This is a genomic window from Nocardia sp. CA-151230 (genome assembly GCF_050942175.1).
Classification (GTDB): Bacteria; Actinomycetota; Actinomycetes; order Mycobacteriales; family Mycobacteriaceae; genus Nocardia.
Genome location: NZ_CP192061.1, coordinates 1870033 through 1890940, shown reverse-complemented (window position 1 = coordinate 1890940; position 20908 = coordinate 1870033). Strand labels below are relative to the sequence as shown.

Annotated in this window: 17 protein-coding genes; 7 read left to right on the top strand and 10 right to left on the bottom strand. The window is 70.2% G+C overall.

Features of this window, described 5'->3' with window-relative positions; all coding sequences use genetic code 11:
• Window positions 1-19: 19 nt before the first annotated feature.
• From ACQP1O_RS08385 to ACQP1O_RS08360, 6 genes are all read right to left on the bottom strand, one after another.
• Window positions 20-544: a DinB family protein gene (locus ACQP1O_RS08385; RefSeq protein ID WP_433565278.1), complete on the bottom strand. Its 525-nt coding sequence runs from the start codon at window positions 542-544 to the stop codon at window positions 20-22.
• 89 nt (window positions 545-633) lie between these two features.
• Window positions 634-1488 carry an alpha/beta fold hydrolase gene (locus ACQP1O_RS08380; protein ID WP_433565277.1) on the bottom strand — a complete coding sequence of 285 codons (855 nt, stop codon included), beginning with the start codon at window positions 1486-1488 and terminating at the stop codon, window positions 634-636.
• Window positions 1488-2648, bottom strand: a complete 1161-nt coding sequence (gene hsaA / locus ACQP1O_RS08375) for a 3-hydroxy-9,10-secoandrosta-1,3,5(10)-triene-9,17-dione monooxygenase oxygenase subunit (RefSeq protein ID WP_433565276.1) — start codon at window positions 2646-2648, stop codon at window positions 1488-1490. Before hsaA ends, ACQP1O_RS08380 begins: the two co-directional genes overlap by 1 nt.
• A 128-nt stretch (window positions 2649-2776) precedes the next feature.
• Complete coding sequence (locus ACQP1O_RS08370) at window positions 2777-4777, bottom strand: alpha/beta hydrolase (RefSeq protein ID WP_433565275.1); 2001 nt, start codon at window positions 4775-4777, stop codon at window positions 2777-2779.
• Between the two features lie 279 nt (window positions 4778-5056).
• The gene (locus ACQP1O_RS08365; RefSeq protein WP_433565274.1) at window positions 5057-6007 is read right to left on the bottom strand and encodes a LysR substrate-binding domain-containing protein; all 951 of its coding nucleotides are present in this window, start codon (window positions 6005-6007) and stop codon (window positions 5057-5059) included.
• Between the two features lie 253 nt (window positions 6008-6260).
• Window positions 6261-7769 carry an FAD-dependent oxidoreductase gene (locus tag ACQP1O_RS08360; RefSeq protein ID WP_433565273.1) on the bottom strand — a complete coding sequence of 503 codons (1509 nt, stop codon included), beginning with the start codon at window positions 7767-7769 and terminating at the stop codon, window positions 6261-6263.
• Window positions 7770-7935: 166 nt separating this feature from the next.
• Here ACQP1O_RS08360 and ACQP1O_RS08355 point away from each other — a divergent pair, with 166 nt between their 5' ends.
• The 5 genes from ACQP1O_RS08355 (at window position 7936) to xylB (ending at window position 15054) form a co-directional block, all read left to right on the top strand.
• Window positions 7936-10326 (top strand): PEP-utilizing enzyme, encoded by a 2391-nt coding sequence (locus ACQP1O_RS08355; RefSeq protein WP_433565272.1) that lies wholly within the window; start codon window positions 7936-7938, stop codon window positions 10324-10326.
• Between the two features lie 170 nt (window positions 10327-10496).
• The gene (locus tag ACQP1O_RS08350; RefSeq protein ID WP_433565271.1) at window positions 10497-11411 is read left to right on the top strand and encodes a tyrosine-protein phosphatase; all 915 of its coding nucleotides are present in this window, start codon (window positions 10497-10499) and stop codon (window positions 11409-11411) included.
• Between the two features lie 115 nt (window positions 11412-11526).
• Window positions 11527-12534, top strand: a complete 1008-nt coding sequence (locus ACQP1O_RS08345; RefSeq protein WP_433565270.1) for a glycoside hydrolase family 172 protein — start codon at window positions 11527-11529, stop codon at window positions 12532-12534.
• Window positions 12535-12637: 103 nt separating this feature from the next.
• Complete coding sequence (locus tag ACQP1O_RS08340) at window positions 12638-13648, top strand: zinc-dependent alcohol dehydrogenase family protein (protein WP_433565269.1); 1011 nt, start codon at window positions 12638-12640, stop codon at window positions 13646-13648.
• Between the two features lie 17 nt (window positions 13649-13665).
• Window positions 13666-15054 carry a xylulokinase gene (gene xylB / locus ACQP1O_RS08335; protein WP_433565268.1) on the top strand — a complete coding sequence of 463 codons (1389 nt, stop codon included), beginning with the start codon at window positions 13666-13668 and terminating at the stop codon, window positions 15052-15054.
• On the opposite strand, the gene ACQP1O_RS08330 is transcribed toward xylB, so the two are convergent.
• Window positions 15045-15215, bottom strand: coding sequence for a ribbon-helix-helix domain-containing protein (locus ACQP1O_RS08330; protein ID WP_364617258.1), 171 nt, complete (start codon window positions 15213-15215; stop codon window positions 15045-15047). The two genes, xylB and ACQP1O_RS08330, sit on opposite strands and share 10 nt — an antisense overlap.
• A 168-nt stretch (window positions 15216-15383) precedes the next feature.
• Here ACQP1O_RS08330 and ACQP1O_RS08325 point away from each other — a divergent pair, with 168 nt between their 5' ends.
• The gene (locus ACQP1O_RS08325; RefSeq protein ID WP_433565267.1) at window positions 15384-15899 is read left to right on the top strand and encodes an OsmC family protein; all 516 of its coding nucleotides are present in this window, start codon (window positions 15384-15386) and stop codon (window positions 15897-15899) included.
• A gap of 30 nt (window positions 15900-15929) precedes the next feature.
• On the top strand, window positions 15930-17237 hold the full coding sequence (locus ACQP1O_RS08320; protein WP_433565266.1) for a bifunctional o-acetylhomoserine/o-acetylserine sulfhydrylase: 1308 nt from the start codon (window positions 15930-15932) through the stop codon (window positions 17235-17237).
• A gap of 3 nt (window positions 17238-17240) precedes the next feature.
• On the opposite strand, the gene ACQP1O_RS08315 is transcribed toward ACQP1O_RS08320, so the two are convergent.
• From ACQP1O_RS08315 to ACQP1O_RS08305, 3 genes are read right to left on the bottom strand one after another with little or no spacing between them, the layout of a single operon-like run.
• On the bottom strand, window positions 17241-17900 hold the full coding sequence (locus ACQP1O_RS08315; protein ID WP_433565265.1) for a TMEM175 family protein: 660 nt from the start codon (window positions 17898-17900) through the stop codon (window positions 17241-17243).
• A 34-nt stretch (window positions 17901-17934) separates the two neighbouring features.
• Complete coding sequence (locus ACQP1O_RS08310) at window positions 17935-19410, bottom strand: FGGY-family carbohydrate kinase (protein ID WP_433565264.1); 1476 nt, start codon at window positions 19408-19410, stop codon at window positions 17935-17937.
• Between the two features lies 1 nt (window position 19411).
• Window positions 19412-20830 (bottom strand): L-fucose/L-arabinose isomerase family protein, encoded by a 1419-nt coding sequence (locus ACQP1O_RS08305; protein ID WP_433565263.1) that lies wholly within the window; start codon window positions 20828-20830, stop codon window positions 19412-19414.
• Between the last annotated feature and the right edge of the window lie 78 nt (window positions 20831-20908).

The following is a 20908-nucleotide window of genomic DNA, read 5'->3' as shown; positions in this document are numbered from 1 at the left end:
CGTGTCGGGGAGCAGCGGGCTACTGGTAGCCGGTGGCCCCATCGATGCGTTCGCGCAGCAGGTCGGCGTGACCGTCGTGGCGGCCGTACTCCTCGATCATGTGCAGGTAGATCCAGCGCAGGGAGAGGTCGGTGCCGGTGCGCGGATGGGTGACGGTGTGGTCGAGGGGAAGATCGGCTATGGCCTTGTCGCACACGACGATTTCCTCGAGGAAACGGGCGTAGTCGGCCTCGGCCTGCTCGGGAATGGTGTCGTCGAAGTCGGCGTCCTGGCCCGTATCGCTGGAGTAGAGGTAGCCGACCGGCTCCCCCGCGGCCCGCTTGCGGAACCAGCCGCGTTCCACCTCGGTCATGTGCCGGATCAGGCCCAGCAGGGACATGGTGGACGGCGCCACGCTGCGGGTCGCGAGCTGGGCGCCGGTGAGCCCCTGGCACTTCCACAGCAGGATCTCGCGGCCGCGGGTGAGCAGGGAGTGCAGCATGGCGCGCTCGTCACCGACGAGCAGCTGAGATGAACGGGGTGCTTCCGGAGCGGTCCACGTCATGCTCGGACTGTAGCGCCGGGCCGGAACCCGGGAAAACGAATTCGGGGGGGTGGGAAGTCCCACCCCCCCGAATCACGGGAAACCGCTTGCTACAGACCGTTGTTCAGGAAGTCGATGACGGACCGCTCGAAGGCGTCCTTGCGCTCCACCATGACCCAGTGGCCGCAGCGGGCGAAGGTGCGCAGATCCGCGTTCGGCAGCTGCCGGGCCGCGAAGAGCGAGCCCTCCACCGGGGTGACCCGGTCGTCACGACCCCACAGGATCAGCACTTCCTGCTTGATCCCCTTCAACCGCGCCCACAGCGGAACCGGTTCGGCCAGCTTCGGGTTGTAGAAGGTGGCGTAGGCGTCGCGCAGGGCGGCCTGGCCCTTGGGGTCGGCCGCGGCCTTCAGCCGCTTGGCCACCAGTTCCTCGGTGAGGGTCGCCGGGTTGGAGACCATGGCCCGCAGGAAGCCCATGGCCTTCTCGTCGGACGGGTTGGCGTTGAACTCCATGAGCCGCGTGATGCCCTCGGACGGTTCGGGTCCGAGCACGTTCACCCCGACACCGCCCGGCGCCATGAGCACCACACGATCGACGCGGCCCGGGTGCTCGAGCGCGAGCAGGGTCGCGACCGTGCCGCCCATGGAATTGCCGAGCACGTGCGCCTTCTCGATGCCCAGCTCGTCCAGCAGACCGATCACCGCGTCGGCGGCGATGCGCAGGTAGTTGCGCTCGTACACCTCGGGGCGGCCGCTCTCGCCGAAGCCCGGCTGATCCAGGATCAGGCAGCGGAACTGCTGCGCCAGCACCGGCAGGTTGTCACCGAAGTTGGCCCAGCCGGACACGCCCGCGCCGGAGCCGTGCAGCAGCACCAGCGCCGGGCCCTCGCCCGCCTCGTGATAGCGGAGCTTGTGGCCGTCGACCGTCACCCATCGAGTGGTGTTCTCCGCTGTGAGGGTCATCAGAGCATCCGATCCGCGACCTCGAGGCCCATGGCGCCCTTGCCGTACATGGCCAGCGCCCGCTCCACGTCGTTGATCACGTGCACGCTGCCGGCATGCGCGTCGCGCCAGTTGCGCTCGATGATGTTCGGCTGACGGATGGCGTGGCCGCCGGAGTTCTTGAACAGCAGGTCGATCGCCTCGAGCGCGCGCTCGGTGCCGCGCACCTGATCGCGGCGAGTGGCCAGGCGCAGCTCGAACGGGATCTCCTCACCGGCCTGCGCGTAGCGCAGCTGCTCGCCCATGTTGCGCTCCATCTGGAGCACGGCGGCATCGATTTCCGAAGCGGCACGGGCGATCCGGACGTGGGCGAAGGGATCCTCGGAGACCTTCTGGCCGCCGTAGGACAGCCGCACGCGCTCGCGCTGACGCTCGATGTGCGCGTCGTACGCGCCCTGGGCCGCGCCGATGATCGGGGCGGTGATGGTGTTGGAGAACAGCGCGCCGAACGAGATCTTGTACAGCGGATTGGTGTTCACCTGCTGGCCGGGGCCGATCAGGTTGGCCTGATCCGCGGCCGAGTAGGCGCGGTAGCCCGGCACGAACGCCTTCTCGATGACGATGTCGTTGGACCCGGTGCCCGCCAGGCCCGACACGTTCCAGGTGTCCTCGATGCGGTAATCGGTGCGCGGCACCAGGACCGTGTAGTAGTCCATGCCGGTCGCGGTCGGCACCAGCGCGCCCAGGAACACCCACTCGCCGTGATCGCAGCCGGAGGAGAACTGCCAGCGGCCCGACAGCTCGTAGCCGCCGTCGACCACGGTCAGCTTGCCGGTCGGCGCGTAGGAGGACGACACCAGCGTGTCGGCGTTCTCGGCCCACACATCCTGCTGCGCCTGGTCCTCGAACAGGGCCAGCTGCCACGGGTGCGCGCCCAGCACCGAGGACACCCAGGCGGTGGACGGGCAGACGGTGGCGATGGTGCGGATCACCTCGTAGAAGGAGACCGGCGACTCCTCCAGGCCGCCGAAGCGGGCCGGCTGGAGCATGCGGAACACGCCGGCCTCGGTGAGCTCGGCAATGCTGGCGTCGGGCACCCGCCGCTGCTCCTCGGCCTGAACCGCGCGTTCCCGGATCGCGGGCAGCAGATCGCGGACCCGATCGAGCACCTTGTTAGTCATGCGGGCGTTCCTCCTCGTGCCAGAGTTTCCTGCCCTCGAAGCTATGGCCAACACACTGTTTCGAACCGAAATAGTCCCAATGATCGGAATCCAGGTTCCGCTGGATACGGACCCGGGCCGGGGCGTGGCTACTTGTGCGCGTACTCCCAGGTGATGTCCTCGTCGAGGGCCTTGCGGATATTGCGTTCCAGGTCCGGGTTCCAGTCCTGCGGCTGGGCGACCGCGACCCAGCCGTCCAGGGGCAGGTCGCCGTAGCGGTGGCCGTGGCCCGACGGGACGCCCTGGGCGTTGGCCAGGTCCGCGCTGATCTGCCAGAAGGTGACGATCGGCCACCAGCGGATGGATTTGGATACGTCCACGCCACGCGACTCCTTCAGCCAATCCGGTTGGGTGAACAGCAGATCCGGCGACCACCAGACGATCGGGTCGGAGGCGTGCTGCAGATACACCACGCGCGGGTCGTACCACGCCCGGTCCGGGCGGCCCAGTTCCGGTGCGGTGGCGGCGAAGCGGACGATCAGGCCGTCGGCGTAGACGGGCAGGATCTCCGGCGTTCCCGGATCGCGGCGCTGCACGAGCTGACTCCAGATCCGGTTGGAGTTGGGCGGGCCGACCCACAGCACGCCGTCGACCATGGTGCGGATGTCGTCGAGCCCGGTGAAGGCGCCCTCGGAGCCCTGCGAGCCCAGACTCTCCCCGTACACCAGCAGTTTCGGGCGCTGTCCCGGCGGCAGCTGCGCCCAGCGCTCATGGACGGCGTGGATCACCGCATTCCCGGACTCGGTGGCCTTCTGGCGGTCGGACAGGAACGACAGCACGCTCGGCAGGTAGGAGTACTGGGTGGCGGCGATGGCGGTGTCACCGCCGTACATGTACTCGATGGACTCGGCGGTGGTGGAGTCCACCCAGCCGGTTCCGGTAGTGGTGACCACCACCAGCACTCTGCGCTCGAAGGCGTGGGTGCGATCCAGTTCCCGCACCACCAGATCGGCGATGTCCTGCTGCGTATTCGCCGAGTCCAGGCCCGCGTACACCCGAATCGGTTCGCGCGCGGGCCTTCCCGTGACCTGGGCGATCCGGTCGGCGGTCGGCGCGGTGGAGACGAACCAGCGGCCCTCCGACCCGAGCGTGTCCCACGGCGCCAGTGACTGTGGGCTGCCGGACCTTTCGGGCAGCTGCGGCTGGACGGCACTCGGCGAGGTCTTGCCGTTGCGCAGGCTGAACGCCGAATTCGCCACGGAGAAGAAGGCTTTCGCCAGCACACCCTGGAACAGCAGCACCGCGATCACCGCGACCACGATCACCGCACCCGGATAGGCGAGGTTCCGCGGCACCCGCCATTCGATGTTGAGCAGCCGAACGATCAGCCGGATCAGCCACCGCACCAGGCGATAGGTCACGATCACCAGCGCGAGGGTCGCCGCCGCCACCAGTTCGGCACGCAGGTAGCTCGAGGTGGTGGTGGGCGTCATCCCCATCAGCACTTCGAGATCGCGCTGCCAGCGCGCCGACCGGGCCAGCACCAGGGCCGCGCCGACGATGGTCCCGACCAGGATCACGACCTTGCCGACCGCCCGCGTCGTCTCGCTCGGATGCCACAGCTTGGCCAGGCCCTCCGCCGACTCCGGCAGCCGGGGCCGCACCCACTTCTTGAAGGCCCACTCCAGCACGCCGCCCACGCCGTATCCGATGGCCGCGCTGATCCCGCACACCAGACCCTCGAACAGCCAGGTGCGTGGCAGCAGTGAGGGCGACACCGCCCAGAGGAAGAAGATCCAGGCCACCACCAGCCCTGGATAGCTCGGATTGACGGCTCGCTCCGCCCGATCCAGGACCGCCCACACACGTGAACGCAGCGACGCAGGCCCTGCGTCGCCTGCGGCCCGGCCGTCCGCCTCACCCGTGTCGGTCGACTTACCGGTCGCGGTCACCTCTTCGCGCGCGGTCGTCTCATCCCGTTCGGTCGTCTCACCGGGCTCGGTCGTCTCACCGGGCTCGATGGCGGTTCGAGAGACGATCGCAGCCTGAGGCTCGGTCGCAGCCTGAGGCTCGGTCGCTGAGCCGCGCCCGGCCTCCGCGTCGCGGTCGCCATCCCCGTGCTCGTCGCCCCGCTGATCTTCCGCCGTCATGCCCCCGAGTCTGGTCGTCCGGGCGCGCCCGACCGGCTGCGACACGCGTGCGGACCAGCGCCGGCACCGCCGGGACGACCGGGGGCTCAGGCCGGTGTCCGGCGGTGCCGGCTATCCGAGATCGCCTCATCGGGTGAATGAGGCCGGCGCGAACCTTGGGCGGGTTCACGTGTGGACGCCGCAATCCCCGCGTTGATCGCCCACGCGGAAAACATTAGGGGGCAAAGAGAGCAACGGGAAACAGCAATTCCTCGGCCATTGACAAGCCGGGGTTGTCGATCACATGTGCAGCGGCAGCGTGCAATCCTCGAAGTCGGGGCTTTCCAGGCAGGCGACCAGGTCGGGGTTGGCGTCGCGGACATCGCGGGCGATCTTCACGAACGAGCGCACCAGCGAGGTCTCGCGGTCGGCCCTCCAGCCCACCGTCACCTCGTTGCGCGGGGCATCGGCAACCGGCAGCAACCGGACCCGCGGAAAGGGCATCCACCGCGCCGACGCCACCGTCAGCACGACACCGACACCCACCGCGACCTTGTGCAACTCCTCGAGCAGCGAACTCGACCGGGACACCACGGGGGCGGGCCGGCCGTCGCGGTGATCGTGCAACTCCCAGAAGGCATTCCACTCCGGATCGGTGGTGGCCGCCCCGAGCAGCGGCTCGTCGAGCAGATCCCGCACCCGCACCTCGGGCAGTTCCGCCAGCCGGTGCGCGGCGGGCACCAGCGCCACCAGCGGCTCGGCGAACAGGGGCTCGAAGCGGATTCCCTGCGCGCGGAACGGGAGTCGCACGAACGCCACGTCGACGCTCCCGCTCTCCAGTCCGGCCGCCGGCTCCTCGTAGGTGAACTGCCGCATGTCGACCGTCACCCCCGGGTGCTGTTCACGGAAGGCGGCGAGGATCGGCTCGGTGAGGGTCAGCGCCGCGCCCTCCAGATACCCGAGCACCAGCCGATCCGACTCCCGCCGCTGCGCCACCCGCGCCCCCTCGACCGCCATTTCCAGTGTGGTCAAAGCACTTCGGACACCTTCCAGCAGGGCCGCCCCCGCCGCGGTGAGCTCGACGCTGCGGGTGGTCCGCGTGAACAGCACCAGATCCAGCGCCTTCTCCAGCTGCCGGATCTGCGCGCTCAGCCCCTGCTGCGCCACATGCAACCGCTGCGCGGCGCGTGTGAAGCTCAGCTCCTCCGCCACCGCAACGAAATACCGCAGCTGCCGCGTGTGAATTTCCATAGCGGGCGAGTCTAGAACCTGTTCTCGTTAGCAAAATGGCCATCGGCCACCCCAACTCACCGGACGCGGCAGCAACCCGGCCACGGAATCGCCACTGCGGACAACGGGCACCGAGCACGCACCGGGCGGCAGCGGTGCCGGCGCGGCGGCAGCCATGGCCCTCGACCCGGCGCGAGCCGTCACCGCCGAAACCCTGTTCCGCGGCGGCTTCCAGACCCTGCCGCCGGCCCGAGAGTAGGGACAGAGGGCGGGGCTATGCGCGGCGGGCAGCCGCGGTGCCCGCGCGGCGGCCGAAGAAGGTGCCGTCGCCGAGCGAGGTGCCGGAGATGTAGCCGAAGCCGTGCAGGCCGTTGGCGGCCCGACCCGCGGCGTAGAGGCCGGAGATGGGGCGGCCGTCGAGGTCGAGGACGTGGCCGTCGAGGTCGGTGTGGAGGCCGCCGAGGGTGAAGACGGACGCGCCGGTGCCGCGGCGGTCACCGGCCTCCGACGGCGGGCGCACGCCGGCCTTGACGTCGATGGCGGCGAACGGCGGCGTCAGTTCACGCAGCCAGCGGGGCGACTTGTGATGGTCGAGATCGGTTCCCTGCCGGGCGAATTCGTTGTAGCGGGTGATGGCCGCGGTCAGCGAGCCCACGGGCAGGCCGGTCAGCTCTTCCAGTTCGGCGGGGGTCTCGGCGACATGGGTGGGCCGCACGCCCCAGCGCTGCGGCTCGGGGACGTCCTCGAAACCGTCCTCGTCGACGACGACCCAGACCGCGGTGTCGTCGCCCGCCCAGCTGCCGCCCATGTTCTGTCGGTAGAGCGCGTGCTGGCCGATGCGGCCGGGGTAGGTGTCCTCGTTGATGAAGCGGCGGCCGAGGGCATTGACCACCAGGCCGCGCGCGGCCAGCCCGGGAATGAGGGACATGCCGACCTGACCGGCGGACATGTGGCGCACGGCCGCGCCGACGGCCTGGGCCATGCGGATGCCGGAACCGTCGTCGGTGCCCGCGCTGACCTTGGTGTGGCCGAGCAGTTGCGGCGCGTGGGCGGCGAGCATGTCGTCGTTGTCGACGAAACCGCCGGTGGTGAGCACGATGCCGCGCCGGGCGCGGATGGTGATCTCCTTGCCGTACTGCCGCGCGACCGCTCCGACCACGGCACCGTCGCCGTCGACGATCAGGGTGCCGACGTGGGTGTCGAACAGTGCGGTGGCGCCGGCGGATTCGGCCGCGCCGGCCAGGCACTCCATGAGCAGCTTGCCGCCGAAGTCATTGGCGGTCGGCCGGTGCCCGCGCGGGGCCGGGCACGCCAGTTCGCTGAAGGGCCAGCTGTTCTCGCCCAGCCACATGAGCCCGTCGTCGGTGGGCGGCACCCAGGTGGGGGCGTCCCACATGGTCGGCTTGAACGGCACGCCGCGGTCGACCAGCCAGTGGAAGTGCTCGACGCTGCCCGCGCAGTACTCGTCGATCTTGGCCGCGTCCGCGCCCGCGCCGAGCGCCGCCTTCAGGAAGGCCGCCATCGCCTCGGGGGTGTCGTCGTAGCCGCAGGCCACCTGGATCGGGGTGCCTCCGCCCAGATAGATCTCGCCGCCCGACATGGCCGACGCGCCGCCCGGACCGCCGGACCGGTCCACCACCAGCACCCGGGCGCCCGCGTAGGCGGCCTCGTAGGCCGCCGAGGCGCCCGCCGCGCCGTACCCGACGACCAGCACATCGGTCTCGATGTCGTAGTGGCTCACCTCGCCGGCCGCCCGCGGCGTGACCGGATTCCGCACTGTCATGCCTCGACGGTGCCCGCTCCGACCGCCGTCACTTAGCGCCCCATCTTGCTGAGCGATTCACCGATCCCGTTGACCGGGACTGTGACCCGTCACCACCCGTTGCACTGGGGATGGTGTGTGAACGGCGTCACTGTGGTTGGGGATGCCTGCACGAGGAGGAGAGTCAATGCGGATTCTGGTCACCGGTGTCACCGAGCCGAGCGGCCGTGCCGTGGCGCGCATGCTGCTGGCGGCCGGCCACGAGGTGGTCGGCCTGGACCGGCAGCGGCACCGCTACGTGGACCCGCGGGTCGAGGTGATCGTCGGCGATCTGTCCGACGCCCAGGTCTGCGCGCGGGCCGTGGCCGGGGTGGACGCGATCGTGCACCTGGCGGGTCCGGCGGTGGCGGCGATCGCCCAGGCGGCCAAGGACTCCGGTGCGCGCCTCGTGGTTCCCGTTGCGGCGGGCGGCGATTCGAGTGTCGAGAAGATCGTGACCGGCTCCGGCGCGGACGCGCTCATCGTGCGCACCGCGCTGGTGACCGGCCGGCGCATCGACCGCGGCAGCTGGCGCGCGCTGGAGAGCCTGACCGGCGGCGGCAAGGGCAGCATCCAGGTGCTGCACTACGACGACCTGGAGCGCTTCCTGGTGCTGGCGGCGCCGTCGCAGCGCGGCGGCGTGGTCGAGCTGGCCGCGCCCGGCAACGTGTCGAGCGCCGAGGTGAAGCGCATCCTCGCCGACGCGGGCGTGAAATACGGTGCGTGGCTGCCGAAGTCGTCGGCGTCGCAGACCCCGGTGGACGCGAGCGCCGCCCGCGAGGACTGGGGCTTCCGCTACGGCTGGACCGCCACCGAGGTGATCGCCGACGTGGCGCGCGCCCTGCACGGCCGCAAGAGCGGCGGCTCCGGTATCCGCGATCGCCGCGGCGCGATTCCGTTGCCCACCCACGTGGTGCCCCAGAACGCCCCGACCTCCGACGGCTACGCGCTGAAATCCGCTGCGCCCGAAGGTCTGCAGGGCGAGTTCGACGACATGGTCGACGACCGCATCCCGGTGTACACCGCCACCAATACCTCCGAGGCGCTGCCCGGCCCGCTCACCCCGCTGACCATCGATTTGCAGGCGGGCGCCATCCGGCTCGGCAACGAGGCCATGGGCCACATGATCGCCATCGAGGGAATCGCGCTGGAGCACTGGGTGTCCCGCGTGACCAGCGTGCTCGGCCACAGCGTGTACATCAACGCCTCCATCGGCGTCTTCTCCGCGCAGAACATGCCCGGCTGGGACGAGGAGAGCGTGCGCCGCGACGTCTACGGCACCATCGGCGATGTCGAGCTGCATCCCAAGGGCCGCCCGGCCATGCCGACCGGCCTGGCCGCCCGCGCCGGCACCTTCAAGGCCATGGGCCGGGTCGCGGCCACCGCGCTCGGCTACAGCAAGACCGCCGAGCACATCAATGCCTCCTCGCACGCGGAAGCGCTGACCCGCGACCAGATCTCGGAGCTCACCGACGAGCAGCTGCACGCCCGCGCCCTGCTCTGGCGCGACCGCCTCAACCAGGCGTGGCAGGCGGCCTCCATCGGCGTCATGATGACCGGCGCGGCCACCGCCGCCCACAAGGGTGAGGTCAAGATCGACCTGAACCGCCTGGAGTCGGCCAAGACCATGCTGGCCGTGGAGCGGCTGGCGGCCCTGTGCCGCAAGGACGCCGGACTGCAGGCGCTGGCCAAGACCGGTGACGTGGCGGCCGCCCGCGAGAAGTCGCCGGAGTTCTCGCAGGCCCTCGACCAGGAGCTGGCCCGGATCGGCCACCGCGGCCCGGGCGAGTGCGAACTCATCAACGCCACCTTCGGCGACCGCCCCGAACTGCTGGTCACCGCCGCCGGGCGGGCCGCGGAAATGCCCGCGCCGCACCGCGAACCGGTGCCGGAGCCGACCAGCCGCACCGCCAAGATGGCTGTCGGCGCGACCGTCTACCGCGAGCGCGCCCGCGACGCCGTCGTGCGGGTCACCAACTGCCTGCGCCTGGCCACCCAGGAGCGGGCCGCGCGCCTGGTGCACGCGGGCAAGCTCACCGTGATCGAGGATTCGGCGTTCCTGAACCTCGACGAAATCCTCTGGGCCCCGGCCGATCTGCAGGAACGGGTGGCGCGCCGCCGCGCCGAGCGCACCCGCTTCCAGGCCATCCGGATGCCCGATGTGGTCAACGGCCCATGGGAGCCGGAGGAGATCTCCGGCGCGATCGCGGTCGGCGACACCATCTCCGGCCTGGGCGTGAGCCCCGGCGTGGTGGAGGGCACCGTCAAGCGTGTGCTGACCCTCGACGACGACATCGAGCCGGGCGACATCCTGGTGGCCGCGGTGACCGACACCGGCCACACCGCCATGTTCGGCTACGCGGGCGCGGTGGTCACCGATATCGGCGGCTCGGCCTCGCATGCCGCCATCGTGGCCCGCGAATTCGGCGTTCCCTGCGTCGTCGACACCAAGACCGCCAGCACGGCGCTCCGGGACGGCCAGCGCGTCCGGGTCGACGGCGCCGCCGGAACCATCACGCTGCTGGCCGACGCGGAATAGCCCGGCCGGCAACCGCACCGTGCCTCGGGCGCTCCCGCGCTCGCGCCCGAGGCGCGGTCGGTCATGCCCGGACCCGCGGGCCCCAGGAACCGCCTGGGCGCCGGGGTCCGCGCTACAAGCCCGGACCGGGATACCCCACCCCCTGGTCCGTGATCGAAAGGAAATCCCTAGTGACGATCTCGCGCGCCGTACGCGGCACTCTGACCGGTGTAGCCGCCGCGCTCATCGCCATCACGCCGATCGCCGTCACCCCGGCGGTCGCCGCGCCGGTCCCGGTGCTGCAGACCCCCAAGGGCGCCTCGCTGAACCTGCCGTCCGCGCCGAATGCCCGCGATCTGAGCGGCATCCCGACCCAGGGCGGCGGGGGCAAGGTCAAGGACGGTTCGGTCTTCCGCTCCGACGCGCTGAACAAGCTCAGCGACGCCGAGCAGCAGCAGCTGGTGTCGGCCGGCATCGCCGAGATCATCGACTTCCGCAGCCCGACCGAGCGCGGTCAGAACCCGGACAAGCTGCCGGCCTCCATCCCGGTGAAGTCGATGCCGGTCTACGACCCGAGCAACGATTTCTACCTGTTCTTCGCCAAGGCCGTGCAGGGCGGCCCGACCGTGCAGCAGGAGCTGCTCGGTGACGGCAAGGGCCACCAGTACATGGTCGACTACTACAAGTGGCTGGTCACCGACGCGACCTCGCGCTCGCAGTTCAGCGCCGCACTGAAGGAGATCGCGAACGCCAACGGCCCGGTCCTGTACCACTGCACCGCCGGTAAGGACCGCACCGGCTGGATGTCGGCCATCCTGCTGAGCGCCCTGGGCGCGCCGAAGGGTCAGATCTACAACGACTACCTGGCCTCCAACGACAACCTGGCCGCCGCCAACAAGGCAACCCTGGACGGCCTGGTCGCCAAGGGTCTGGTGACCGACCCGTCGCTGTTCGAGCCGGTGCTCGGCGTGGACCGTGACTACCTGGACTCCTCCTTCGACGCGGTCCAGCAGACCTATGGTTCCTTCGACAACTTCCTGTCGCAGGGCCTGGGCGTCGACGACGCGACCGTCGCCGCGCTGAAGTCCAAGCTGGTCGGTAAGTAAGCAGTTCCGGAATGCCGGCGCCGTGGGCCCGGGGAGGCGGACATGGGACGGCGTCGGCATTCGCATGTCCGCCCCATGTCCGCTTCACATTCGTGATCGACATGCGAAAATTCGCATGGTGCACGAGATCTGGCAGCTGGACGGGCGGCGCACCCGCTCGGTGAGCGCGGAGAACCCCACCGGCGAGGCCGGCGGGGGCGGGCGCGCCATCTCCGGAACCGGGGCCTTCGCGGCGGCGGGGCTGGGACGCGGGTGGAAGGTGTCGCCGTCCATCGACCTGCCGCCCGGCGAAACCGCCACGCTCGCCGACCTTTCGGGGCCCGGCGTGATCCGGCACCTGTGGCTCACCACCGATCGTGCGCTGCTGCGCGACTTCACCCTCCAGATGTATTGGGACGATTCACCCGAACCGGGCGTCGCGGTGCCGCTGGGCGACTTCTTCTGCAACGGCTGGGATCAGCTGGCGCTGATCAATTCCGCCATGGTGGTGGTCGCGCCCGCCGGCGGGCTGAACAGCTACTGGCCCATGCCCTTCCACACTCGCGCGCTCATCACCCTGCACAACGGGTCCGAGCGGGCCGCGCCGGTGTACTACCAGATCACCTATCTGGAGGAGGAGTTACCCGGCGCCGCCGGGTATCTGCACGCCCGGTGGCGCTGCTCCGATCCGCTGGGCACCCCGGCGGAGCATCCGATCGTCGAGATCGACGGCGGCCCAGGACGGTATGCCGGGACGTATCTGGCCGTGCAGCCGCGGGCGGCGGGCTGGTGGGGCGAGGGCGAGCTGAAGTTCTATCTCGACGACGACACCGAATTCCCCACCCTGTGCGGGACCGGCACCGAGGACTATTTCGGCGGGGCCTGGAATTTCGACCTCGACGGCGCTTATCGACCCTACTCCACCCCCTATCTGGGCATGCCGCAGGTGTTGCCGCCGCATCGAATCTACGAACCGCACCAGCGATTCGGCATGTACCGCTGGCACATTCCCGACCCCATCTGTTTCGACCACGGCCTGTGCGCCACCGTGCAGGCGCTGGGCTGGCGCGCGGACGGCCACTACCTACCGCTGGACCAGGCGCATGTGGCCTCCACGGCCTTCTGGTATCACGCCCTCCCCTGATCCCCCGCGTGTCCCCGTAACGATTGCAGGAAAACAGAATGATTGCGATTGCTATTGCGTAAAACGCATCGAGCGGGTGGCACGCGGGTGCATGGTTATTGCTATGCGCGCCTTGGTGGTCGAGAAGCCCGGACAGTTCTCGGTCGAATCCGTGCCGGATCCCACTCCGGGCACCGGTGAGGTGGTGATCCGGGTGGACGCGGTCGGGATATGCGGTACCGATATCCATATCGTGGAGGGCGAATTCCCGCCCACGCCCTATCCGATCGTGCCGGGCCACGAATTCGCGGGGGAGGTGGTCGCGCTCGGCGCGGACGCGGCCGGGGTGCGGGCCGGTGACCGGGTGGCGGTGGATCCCTCGCTGTTCTGCGGGCGCTGTCACTACTGCGCGATCGGGCGCGGCAATCTCTGCGAGAACTGGGGCGCCATCGGCGACACCGTGGACGGCGCCATGGCCGAGTACGTGAAAGTACCCGCCGCCAACTGTTATCGGCTGCCCGGGCATGTGCCGTCCGCGCACGGCGCACTGGTGGAACCACTTTCGTGCGCGGTACACGGATTCGATGTGCTGCCACGGCGCCTCGGGTCGCACTACCTGATCTACGGCGCGGGCACCATGGGGCTGCTCATGCTGCAGCTGGCCATCGCGGCCGGCGCGGCGTCGGTGTCGATGGTGGACACCAATGCCGACCGGCTGGCCACCGCGCGCACGCTCGGCGCGGACGCGGCCACCGTGTCCGCCGAGGACATGGACCGGCCCGAGGGCTGGGAGATCGTGATCGATTGCAGCGGAACGGTGGCCGCGATCGAGGACGGGCTGTCCCGGGTGCGGCGCGGCGGCACCTATCAGCAGTTCGGGGTGGCGCCGGCGGCGGCGCGGGCGAGCATCTCGCCGTTCCGCGTCTACAACGACGAGATCACCATCGTCGGCTCCATGGCGGTGCTGCACAGTTTCGGACGGGCCGTGGACCTGCTCGGCGAGGGCGTGATCGACGCCGACACCGTGATCACCCACGACTTCGCGCTCGACGAATTCGACGACGCCCTGCGGACCTTCCGCGCGGGCACCGGACGCAAGATCCAGCTGCATCCCGGACGGGCGGCGGCACGATAGAGGGTGGTGGCTGACCAATGACGGTCGTTGCCGGAGTGGACTCGTCCACTCAGTCCTGCAAGATCGTGGTGTGCGATGCCGATACCGGAACGATATTGCGGCACCGCCAGATTCCGCACTACGACGGGACCGAGGTGCCGCCGCTCATGTGGTGGGAGGCGTTGCGGGCGGCGTGCGATCGCATGATGCGCGATGTGGAGGCCATCGCGGTGGCCGGCCAGCAGCACGGGCTGGTCGCGCTGGACGCGGCGGGGCATCCGGTACGGGATGCCTTGCTGTGGAACGACACCCGGTCCGCGGAGGCGGCGAGACAGCTGGTGGACGAGCTGGGCGGGCCGCAGGCGTGGGCGGACGCGGTGGGGAGTGTGCCGCTGGCCGCGCACACGGTGGCCAAGCTGCGCTGGTTCGCCGATCACGAACCCGAGCTGGCCGACCGGACGGTCCGGGTCCTGCTGCCGCACGACTATCTGACCTGGCAGCTGCGCGGCGGTGACCCGGCCACCGAGCCGACCACCGATCGGGGTGACGCCTCCGGCACCGGGTACTGGTCACCGGCCGCGGGCGCCTACCGGCCGGATCTGCTGGCGCTGGCCTTCCGCGGTCGCAGTCCCGCGCTGCCGCGGGTGCTGGCGCCCGCCGAGATCGCCGGGCACACGCCGGGCGGGCGGCTGGTGGCGGCCGGCACCGGCGACAATGCCGCCGCCGCACTGGGTTTGGGCATCGCGGACGGGGATGTGGTGGTCTCGCTGGGGACCAGCGGCACCGTCTTCACCCGCGCCGCGCACCCCAGCGCCGACCCCTCCGGCGCGGTGAACGGGTTCGCCGACGCCACCGGGGCGTTCCTGCCGCTGGTGTGCACGCTCAATGCCGCCCGGGTGCTGGACGCGACCGCGGTTCTGCTGGGCACCGATGTGTCCGGCCTGGAGGTGCTGGCCGCGCAGTCGCCCGCGGGCGCGGACGGTCTCACCCTGCTCCCCTATCTCGCGGGTGAGCGGACCCCGAATCTGCCGTACGCCACCGGCAGTCTGCACGGCCTGCGCCCGCACACCATGCGCCCGCACCATCTCGCCCGCGCCGCCATCGAGGGCATGCTCTGCAATATCGCCGAGGCCCTGGACCGCCTGCCGACGGTGCCGCATCGAATCCTGTTGATCGGCGGGGCATCCCGGTCCCGGCTCATCGCGCACGCCGCCGCCACCATCTTCGGCCGCACCGTCACGGTGCCCAATCCGAGCGAATACGTCGCCCTCGGCGCGGCCCGCCAGGCCGCGTGGGCCCTGCGCGGCGGGCCCCGCCCACCCCGCTGGCCCACCCCCGCGGCCACCGAATTCCACGCTCTGGCAGTGGGGATCGGCGCCGCTATTCGCCAGCGCTACACCGAGATACGCGACACCTACTATCCATAGACGACCGGACCGTCGGACAGATAGTCGTCCCAGGTCCGGTGCCGGGTGATGTAGGTCCGGATGGCGTCCCGGGCAATGTCGTGTTTCGACCGCCCTTCCATCGCCGCCTGCGCACTCAGCGCAGCTTCTTCGTCCTCGCTGAGCCGCAAAGTCCATGCCACCGCGAATTCATACCACCCCCGCGCAATCCTGTCTGCCAAACGGTTGACCAGTTGGTAACCATCACATGACCGGCGGGTAGCTCCGGGGCCGTGCGACGAGCCGCGATTGCGCTCACGGCGAGCGTAACCATCGTCGGTACCGGTGGCCGGGTCGTAGCTTCACGCGGTATGACAACCGAGCTGAGCACTCCGTTGAACGATATCGTCGAGGCGACCGGCCGGGCCGTGGCCGCGGATCCCGCGCAGGCCACGGTGGTGTTCCGGGCCGCAGGGACACCGGAGGGCACCGTCGGGAGCGCGATCGCCCTGGGGCGGTACACGGTTCGAGTGGACGAGCCGCCGTCACTCGGCGGTGCGGGGTCCGCGCCGAATCCCGTCGAGGTGTATCTGGCCTCGCTGATCGCCTGCCAGGTGGTGACGTATCGGTTCTGGGCGCAGCGGCTCGGCGTGACCATCGAGGAGCTGGCCGTCGACGCCGAGGGCGATCTCGATGTGCGCGGCTTCTTCGGACTCGACGACACTGTCCGCCCCGGATTCCAGGCGGTGCGCGTGACCGTGCGGATCAGCGGACCCGAGTCCGCCGAGCGCTATGCCGAATTGCAGCGGGCGGTCGACGAGCACTGCCCCGTCCTGGATCTCACCACCGGCCGGACCCCGGTCGAGACCACCCTCGTCACCCAGTAGGAACACGTCCCCAACCCACCGGAGGCCCCGATGACCACATCCGCTCTGCCCGAAGACCCCACCGCCGCCTGGAGTTTCGAGACCAAGCAGGTCCACGTGGGGCAGACGCCCGACGGCGCGACCGGCGCCCGCGCGCTGCCGATCTACCAGACCACCTCCTACGTCTTCCGCGACACCGATCACGCCGCCGCGCTGTTCGGACTGGCCGAGCCGGGAAACATCTACACCCGCATCATGAATCCCACCCAGGATGCGGTGGAGCAGCGGATCGCCGCGCTGGAGGGCGGTGTGGCCGCGCTGCTGCTGGCCTCGGGTCAGGCGGCGGAGACTTTCGCGATCCTGAACCTCGCGGGGGCCGGGGACCACATCGTGTCCAGCCCGCGGCTGTACGGCGGCACCTACAACCTGTTCCGGTACACCCTGCCGCGGCTCGGCATCGAGGTGAGCTTCGTCGAGGATCCGGACGACCTCGACCAGTGGCGGGCGGCAATCCGCCCGAACACCACGGCTTTCTACGGCGAGACGGTGTCCAACCCGCAGAACCATATTCTCGACATTCCCGGCATCGCGGAGGTCGCGCACGGTTCCGGGATCCCGCTCATCGTCGACAACACAGTCGCCACCCCGTATCTCATCCAGCCGTTGGCCCACGGCGCGGACATCGTCGTGCACTCGGCCACCAAGTACCTGGGCGGGCACGGCGCGGCCATCGCGGGCGTGATCGTCGACGGCGGCGCCTTCGATTGGCGCAGTGGACGTTTCCCCGGATTCACCGAGCCCGACCCGAGCTACCACGGTGTGGTCTACGCCGATCTCGGCGCACCCGCCTACGCGCTCAAGGCGCGGGTGCAGCTGCTGCGTGATCTGGGCTCGGCCATCTCGCCGTTCAACGCCTTCCTCATCAGCCAGGGCCTGGAGACCCTCAGCCTGCGCCTCGAGCGGCATGTCGCCAATGCCCGGGCGGTGGCCGAATTCCTCACCGAGCGGCCCGAGGTCACGGCCGTCTCCTATGCGGGCCTGCCGTCGTCACCGTGGTATGAACGCGGAAAGCAGCTGGCCCCCAAGGGCGTCGGCGCCATCATCGGCTTCGAGCTGGCCGGCGGGGTCGACGCGGGCAAGCGCTTCGTCGAAGCCCTCACCCTGCACAGCCATGTCGCCAATATCGGCGACGTCCGCTCCCTCGTCATCCATCCGGCCTCCACCACCCACTCCCAGCTGACTCCCGAGGAGCAGCTCGCGGCGGGCGTCACCCCCGGCCTGGTCCGTCTGGCCGTGGGGATCGAGGGCATCGACGACATCCTCGCCGACCTGCGCGCCGGATTCGCCGCCGCGCAGTAGCCCTCAGAAACGATCGAGCGGGCGAATCGGCGGGGAGACAGCCGAATTCACCTGAAGGGCGATGATCACGCCGATGCTCAAGTAGGTGCTGATCGGGCAGAGGGCCACCGCCGCCGCATACAGCAGTTGCACGATGCCGATGCGGCGGCGGATGGCCGTCACGTCCTCGGGTCCGGTGTGCTCGGCGAGCAGACCGGCGCGGCGCGCGTAGCGGAGCGCGGCGAGCTGGACCAGACCCAGGTACAGCAGGTCGGCCCAGTAGACGAGCAGGGCCAGGCGGGACTGGGGGAAGGCGGCAAGCAGCGCGGTGGCGAAGGGCACCAGGCAGATTCCGAACAGGAACATGAGATGGATCCACGTCAGCGAGCGGTCCGCCCGGTCCATGAGGTTGAGCTGGGTCTGCTGGCCGATCCAGAACATGCCGAGGGTGAGGAAACCCAGCAGGCAGATGAGGAACTGCGGGCCCACATGGGTGAGCGCATGCCAGACCGGCTGCTCGTCGGAGACCGCGCCCGCACTCCACAGCGAGCGCTCGTGCCACGCCTCGCCCGCGGGCACGTGCAGATCCAGTACCAGCAATGTCATTGCCACAGCGAAGATTCCGTCGCTGAGCGCCCCGAGGCGGCCGAGGTCCTGTGCCGCGATGCGGTGATATCGAGTCATCCACCTGCCCTTCCCCGCCGGACCCTAGCGGATGTCACGGGGCGGCGCGGTGTTGCTCCCGGGCGAGGAAGTGGGCGGTGGCTCTGGTTGCGTCGTAAAGGGATCGGTAGTGGCGGTAGTACGGGGCATAGTGGGCGGTGACCGACGGGTCGGGTTCGACCGTGGTGATGATCGGGTTCCAGGCGGCGGTGTCCAGGCCCAGCGATTCGGCGGCGAGCAGGGCGTCGCCCAGGGCCGCACCGACCGTGTCGGCCGGAAGCTGCTGGGGCAGGCCGGTGATGTCGGAGACGATGCGGGTCCACAGTCCGCCCTTGGTACCGCCGCCCACGGCCACCAGCCGGGTGGCGGGAGCGCCCGCGGCGGCCATGGCCTCGAGGTTGTGGCGCACGCCGTAGCCGATGCCCTCGAGGACCGCGCGGTACAGGTCGGCGCGCTGGTGAGTGACGGTGAGACCGGCGATCACGCCGCGGGCGTCCGGATCGAACAGGGGCGTGCGCTCGCCGGCGAAGTAGGGCAGCACCAGCAGCCCGCGGCTGCCCGGCGGAACGTGGGCTGCCTCGTCGATGAGTTCGGAGAAATCGCTGCCGGTGAGGGTGCGTAGCCAGTCGGTGATCGCGCCGGAGGTGGCCATGCCGGCGGCGGACGTGTAAGTGCCGGGCCAGGTTCCGCAGGTGGTCCACAGGCCGGGCTGGGGGCGGGGGTCGGTCAGCACCTGGGTGAGGAACATGGTGGTGCCGTACATGATCATGCAGTCGCCGGGGGCGCGGACGCCGACACCGGCGGCCTCGGCCCAGGCGTCGATGGTGCCGGTGGTGACCGGCAGCCCGGCGGGCAGGCCGGTGGCCGCGGCGGCCTCGGAGGTGACCCGGCCGACTATCTCGGTGGGCCAGGCCAATTCGGGCAGTCGCAGGCCGGGTGCGACGGATTCGGCCCAGTCCACGGCCCATTCGCGGGCCATCAGGTCGTACATGGGCACGCACTGGCTGGCGGATTGATGGTCCAGGACGTAGCGGCCGGTGAGGCGATGGACCAGAAACGAGCTCGCCATCAACAGCATCCGGGTGGCCCGCCACACCTGCGGCTCGTGGCGGATGAGCCAGCGCAGCTTCGGCCCGACCGCCTGACTGGTGAGCGGCGAGCCGCACCGCTCCAGCACGGTCTGCGCGCCCAGTTCCGCGTTCAGTTCCTCGATTTCGTCGCCGGCGCGCGTGTCGACCCCGTAGAGGATGGCCGGCCGCAAGGGCCGGCCCGCGGCGTCGGCGGGCAGCAGGCACGGCCCGATGCCGCTCACCGCGAGCCCCTCGAGAGGTTCGCCGTCGGCGGCGGACACCAGTTCGCGGGCGATGGCCGCGAAGTCGGCCCACCACACCGTCTCCGCGTCGTGCTCCACCCAGCCCGGGCGCGGTGTCGAAACCCGGTGCGGTCGTTCGGCTCTCATCGCGACCGTGCCCGCGTGGTCGACCAGGACGCCCTTGGATCCGGAGGTGCCGATATCGATGCCGAGGAGCATGTCAGCTCGCCCGGCTGAATTCGTCGAGCGTCACATCCAGCAGTTCGCAAGCCGCGCGGACGGTGGCGCGCTGGTCGCCCGGCACGGCGTGAATGTGATTGGCGCCGAAGCGGGACAGGAAGTCCCCGGCGTCGGCGTCCAGGCGGGCGAAGGCGTGCGGCCACTCCCAGGTGGACTGTTTCATGAGCGATTCGTTGGTGGCCGGGTCGTAGGTCTCGAACTCGCCGAGCATCAGCTGCATGCGGTAGGCGCCGTCGCGGCGGGTGAGCCGGGCCAGGGTCATCTGCCCGGGCGCGGCCAGGTGATGCACCGACGCCCCGCCGGCCGGGAAGAAGAACACCTCCGGATACAGGTGCACCCGGGCCAGATTCTCGGCCGGATCGTCGCTGCGCGCCGCGTACCAGGTGGCGTGCTGGCCGGAATTGCACAGATCCCAGATGTCGCGGTCGGCGTGATAGTGCCGGACATCGGCGAAGAGCACCGGTGTGCCCGCGATCTGCTTGAGCAGCTGCATGGTGAGCGCCCCGTCCATGTCCGCCTCGGTGGCGCACACGTGGGGCTGTTTGGGCCCGTTCCAGTCGTAGGGGTCGTTGAGGAACGCCTCGGTGATGTCCATGGTGGCGAAGTACTGGGTGAGCTCCGGCTGTCCCTTGATGCCGGAGAAGTCCAGCCGCCATTCCGCGATCAGATCCCGCATGGCCAGGTACGAGCGCAGCTGCCGCTCCAGCAGCTCCGGCGTCAGCTTGCCGCCGTCGTAGTGGACCCCGGCGGCATTGCGCTCCAGCCATTCTCGCGCCGCCCGGGCCTCACCGGCGTCGGCGAGTTCGGCCCGGCGCACGATCTCCCACTGGTCGATCTCCTCGACATCGATGCCGAATACCCGCTGCCACTGATCGGTATTGGCGACCGCGGTGTTCATGCCCATGGGCCGCCCGCCGATGCGCCCGAAGGTGCTACCGCGCAGGCCGGCCACCGCCGCCGCGCCGCGGGCGCGTTCCCCGATGGCCGCGATCAGGTCCGGGTCGGCGGGATCGCCCCACAGCCGGGCGTGTGCGCGGCCGATCTGATCCAGCGCGCCGCCCGCCGCCAGCATGCCCACCATGCCCGGCTGCACCGGGTCGATATTGGACAGCAGCAGCAGCGGCCCGCGCAGCGCGCCCGCGGCCAGCATGGTGAAGTGCGGGAACGCCCACACCGCATAGTGCAGCACGGTCAGGTCCACCCCGGCCGCCTCCACCTGCCGGGCCACCCTCACCGCCTGGTCATTGCCGCCGATGGGTTGCACACCGCGAATCACGGTGTGCCCGGCCGCGGTCAGCTCGGTGACGAGCCGATCCTCCGCGGTCCGGATGAATCCGACGATGCCGCCGTGCACGTAGTCGCGGCCGTCGGAAAGACTGATCACGCCGATTCGGGCCATACTGCCTGCCTCCCCGCACTGGGTGGACTCTCGACTCCGTTCAGAATTCCAGTTCAGGCCGCACGCCACGCCCGAAAT

Bases quoted from the DNA above. Each gene is read 5' to 3' on its own strand.
- ACQP1O_RS08385 (WP_433565278.1), bottom strand. From the start codon at position 544: ATGACGTGGACCGCTCCGGAAGCACCCCGTTCATCTCAGCTGCTCGTC.
- xylB (WP_433565268.1), top strand. From the start codon at position 13,666: ATGACGGTCGTTGCCGGAGTGGACTCGTCCACTCAGTCCTGCAAGATC.
- ACQP1O_RS08315 (WP_433565265.1), bottom strand. From the start codon at position 17,900: ATGACTCGATATCACCGCATCGCGGCACAGGACCTCGGCCGCCTCGGG.
- ACQP1O_RS08325 (WP_433565267.1), top strand. From the start codon at position 15,384: ATGACAACCGAGCTGAGCACTCCGTTGAACGATATCGTCGAGGCGACC.
- ACQP1O_RS08380 (WP_433565277.1), bottom strand. From the start codon at position 1,488: ATGACCCTCACAGCGGAGAACACCACTCGATGGGTGACGGTCGACGGC.
- ACQP1O_RS08345 (WP_433565270.1), top strand. From the start codon at position 11,527: ATGGTGCACGAGATCTGGCAGCTGGACGGGCGGCGCACCCGCTCGGTG.
- ACQP1O_RS08320 (WP_433565266.1), top strand. From the start codon at position 15,930: ATGACCACATCCGCTCTGCCCGAAGACCCCACCGCCGCCTGGAGTTTC.
- ACQP1O_RS08370 (WP_433565275.1), bottom strand. From the start codon at position 4,777: ATGACGGCGGAAGATCAGCGGGGCGACGAGCACGGGGATGGCGACCGC.
- ACQP1O_RS08310 (WP_433565264.1), bottom strand. From the start codon at position 19,410: ATGCTCCTCGGCATCGATATCGGCACCTCCGGATCCAAGGGCGTCCTG.
- ACQP1O_RS08340 (WP_433565269.1), top strand. From the start codon at position 12,638: ATGCGCGCCTTGGTGGTCGAGAAGCCCGGACAGTTCTCGGTCGAATCC.
- ACQP1O_RS08355 (WP_433565272.1), top strand. From the start codon at position 7,936: ATGCGGATTCTGGTCACCGGTGTCACCGAGCCGAGCGGCCGTGCCGTG.
- ACQP1O_RS08305 (WP_433565263.1), bottom strand. From the start codon at position 20,830: ATGGCCCGAATCGGCGTGATCAGTCTTTCCGACGGCCGCGACTACGTG.
- hsaA (WP_433565276.1), bottom strand. From the start codon at position 2,648: ATGACTAACAAGGTGCTCGATCGGGTCCGCGATCTGCTGCCCGCGATC.
- ACQP1O_RS08360 (WP_433565273.1), bottom strand. From the start codon at position 7,769: ATGACAGTGCGGAATCCGGTCACGCCGCGGGCGGCCGGCGAGGTGAGC.
- ACQP1O_RS08365 (WP_433565274.1), bottom strand. From the start codon at position 6,007: ATGGAAATTCACACGCGGCAGCTGCGGTATTTCGTTGCGGTGGCGGAG.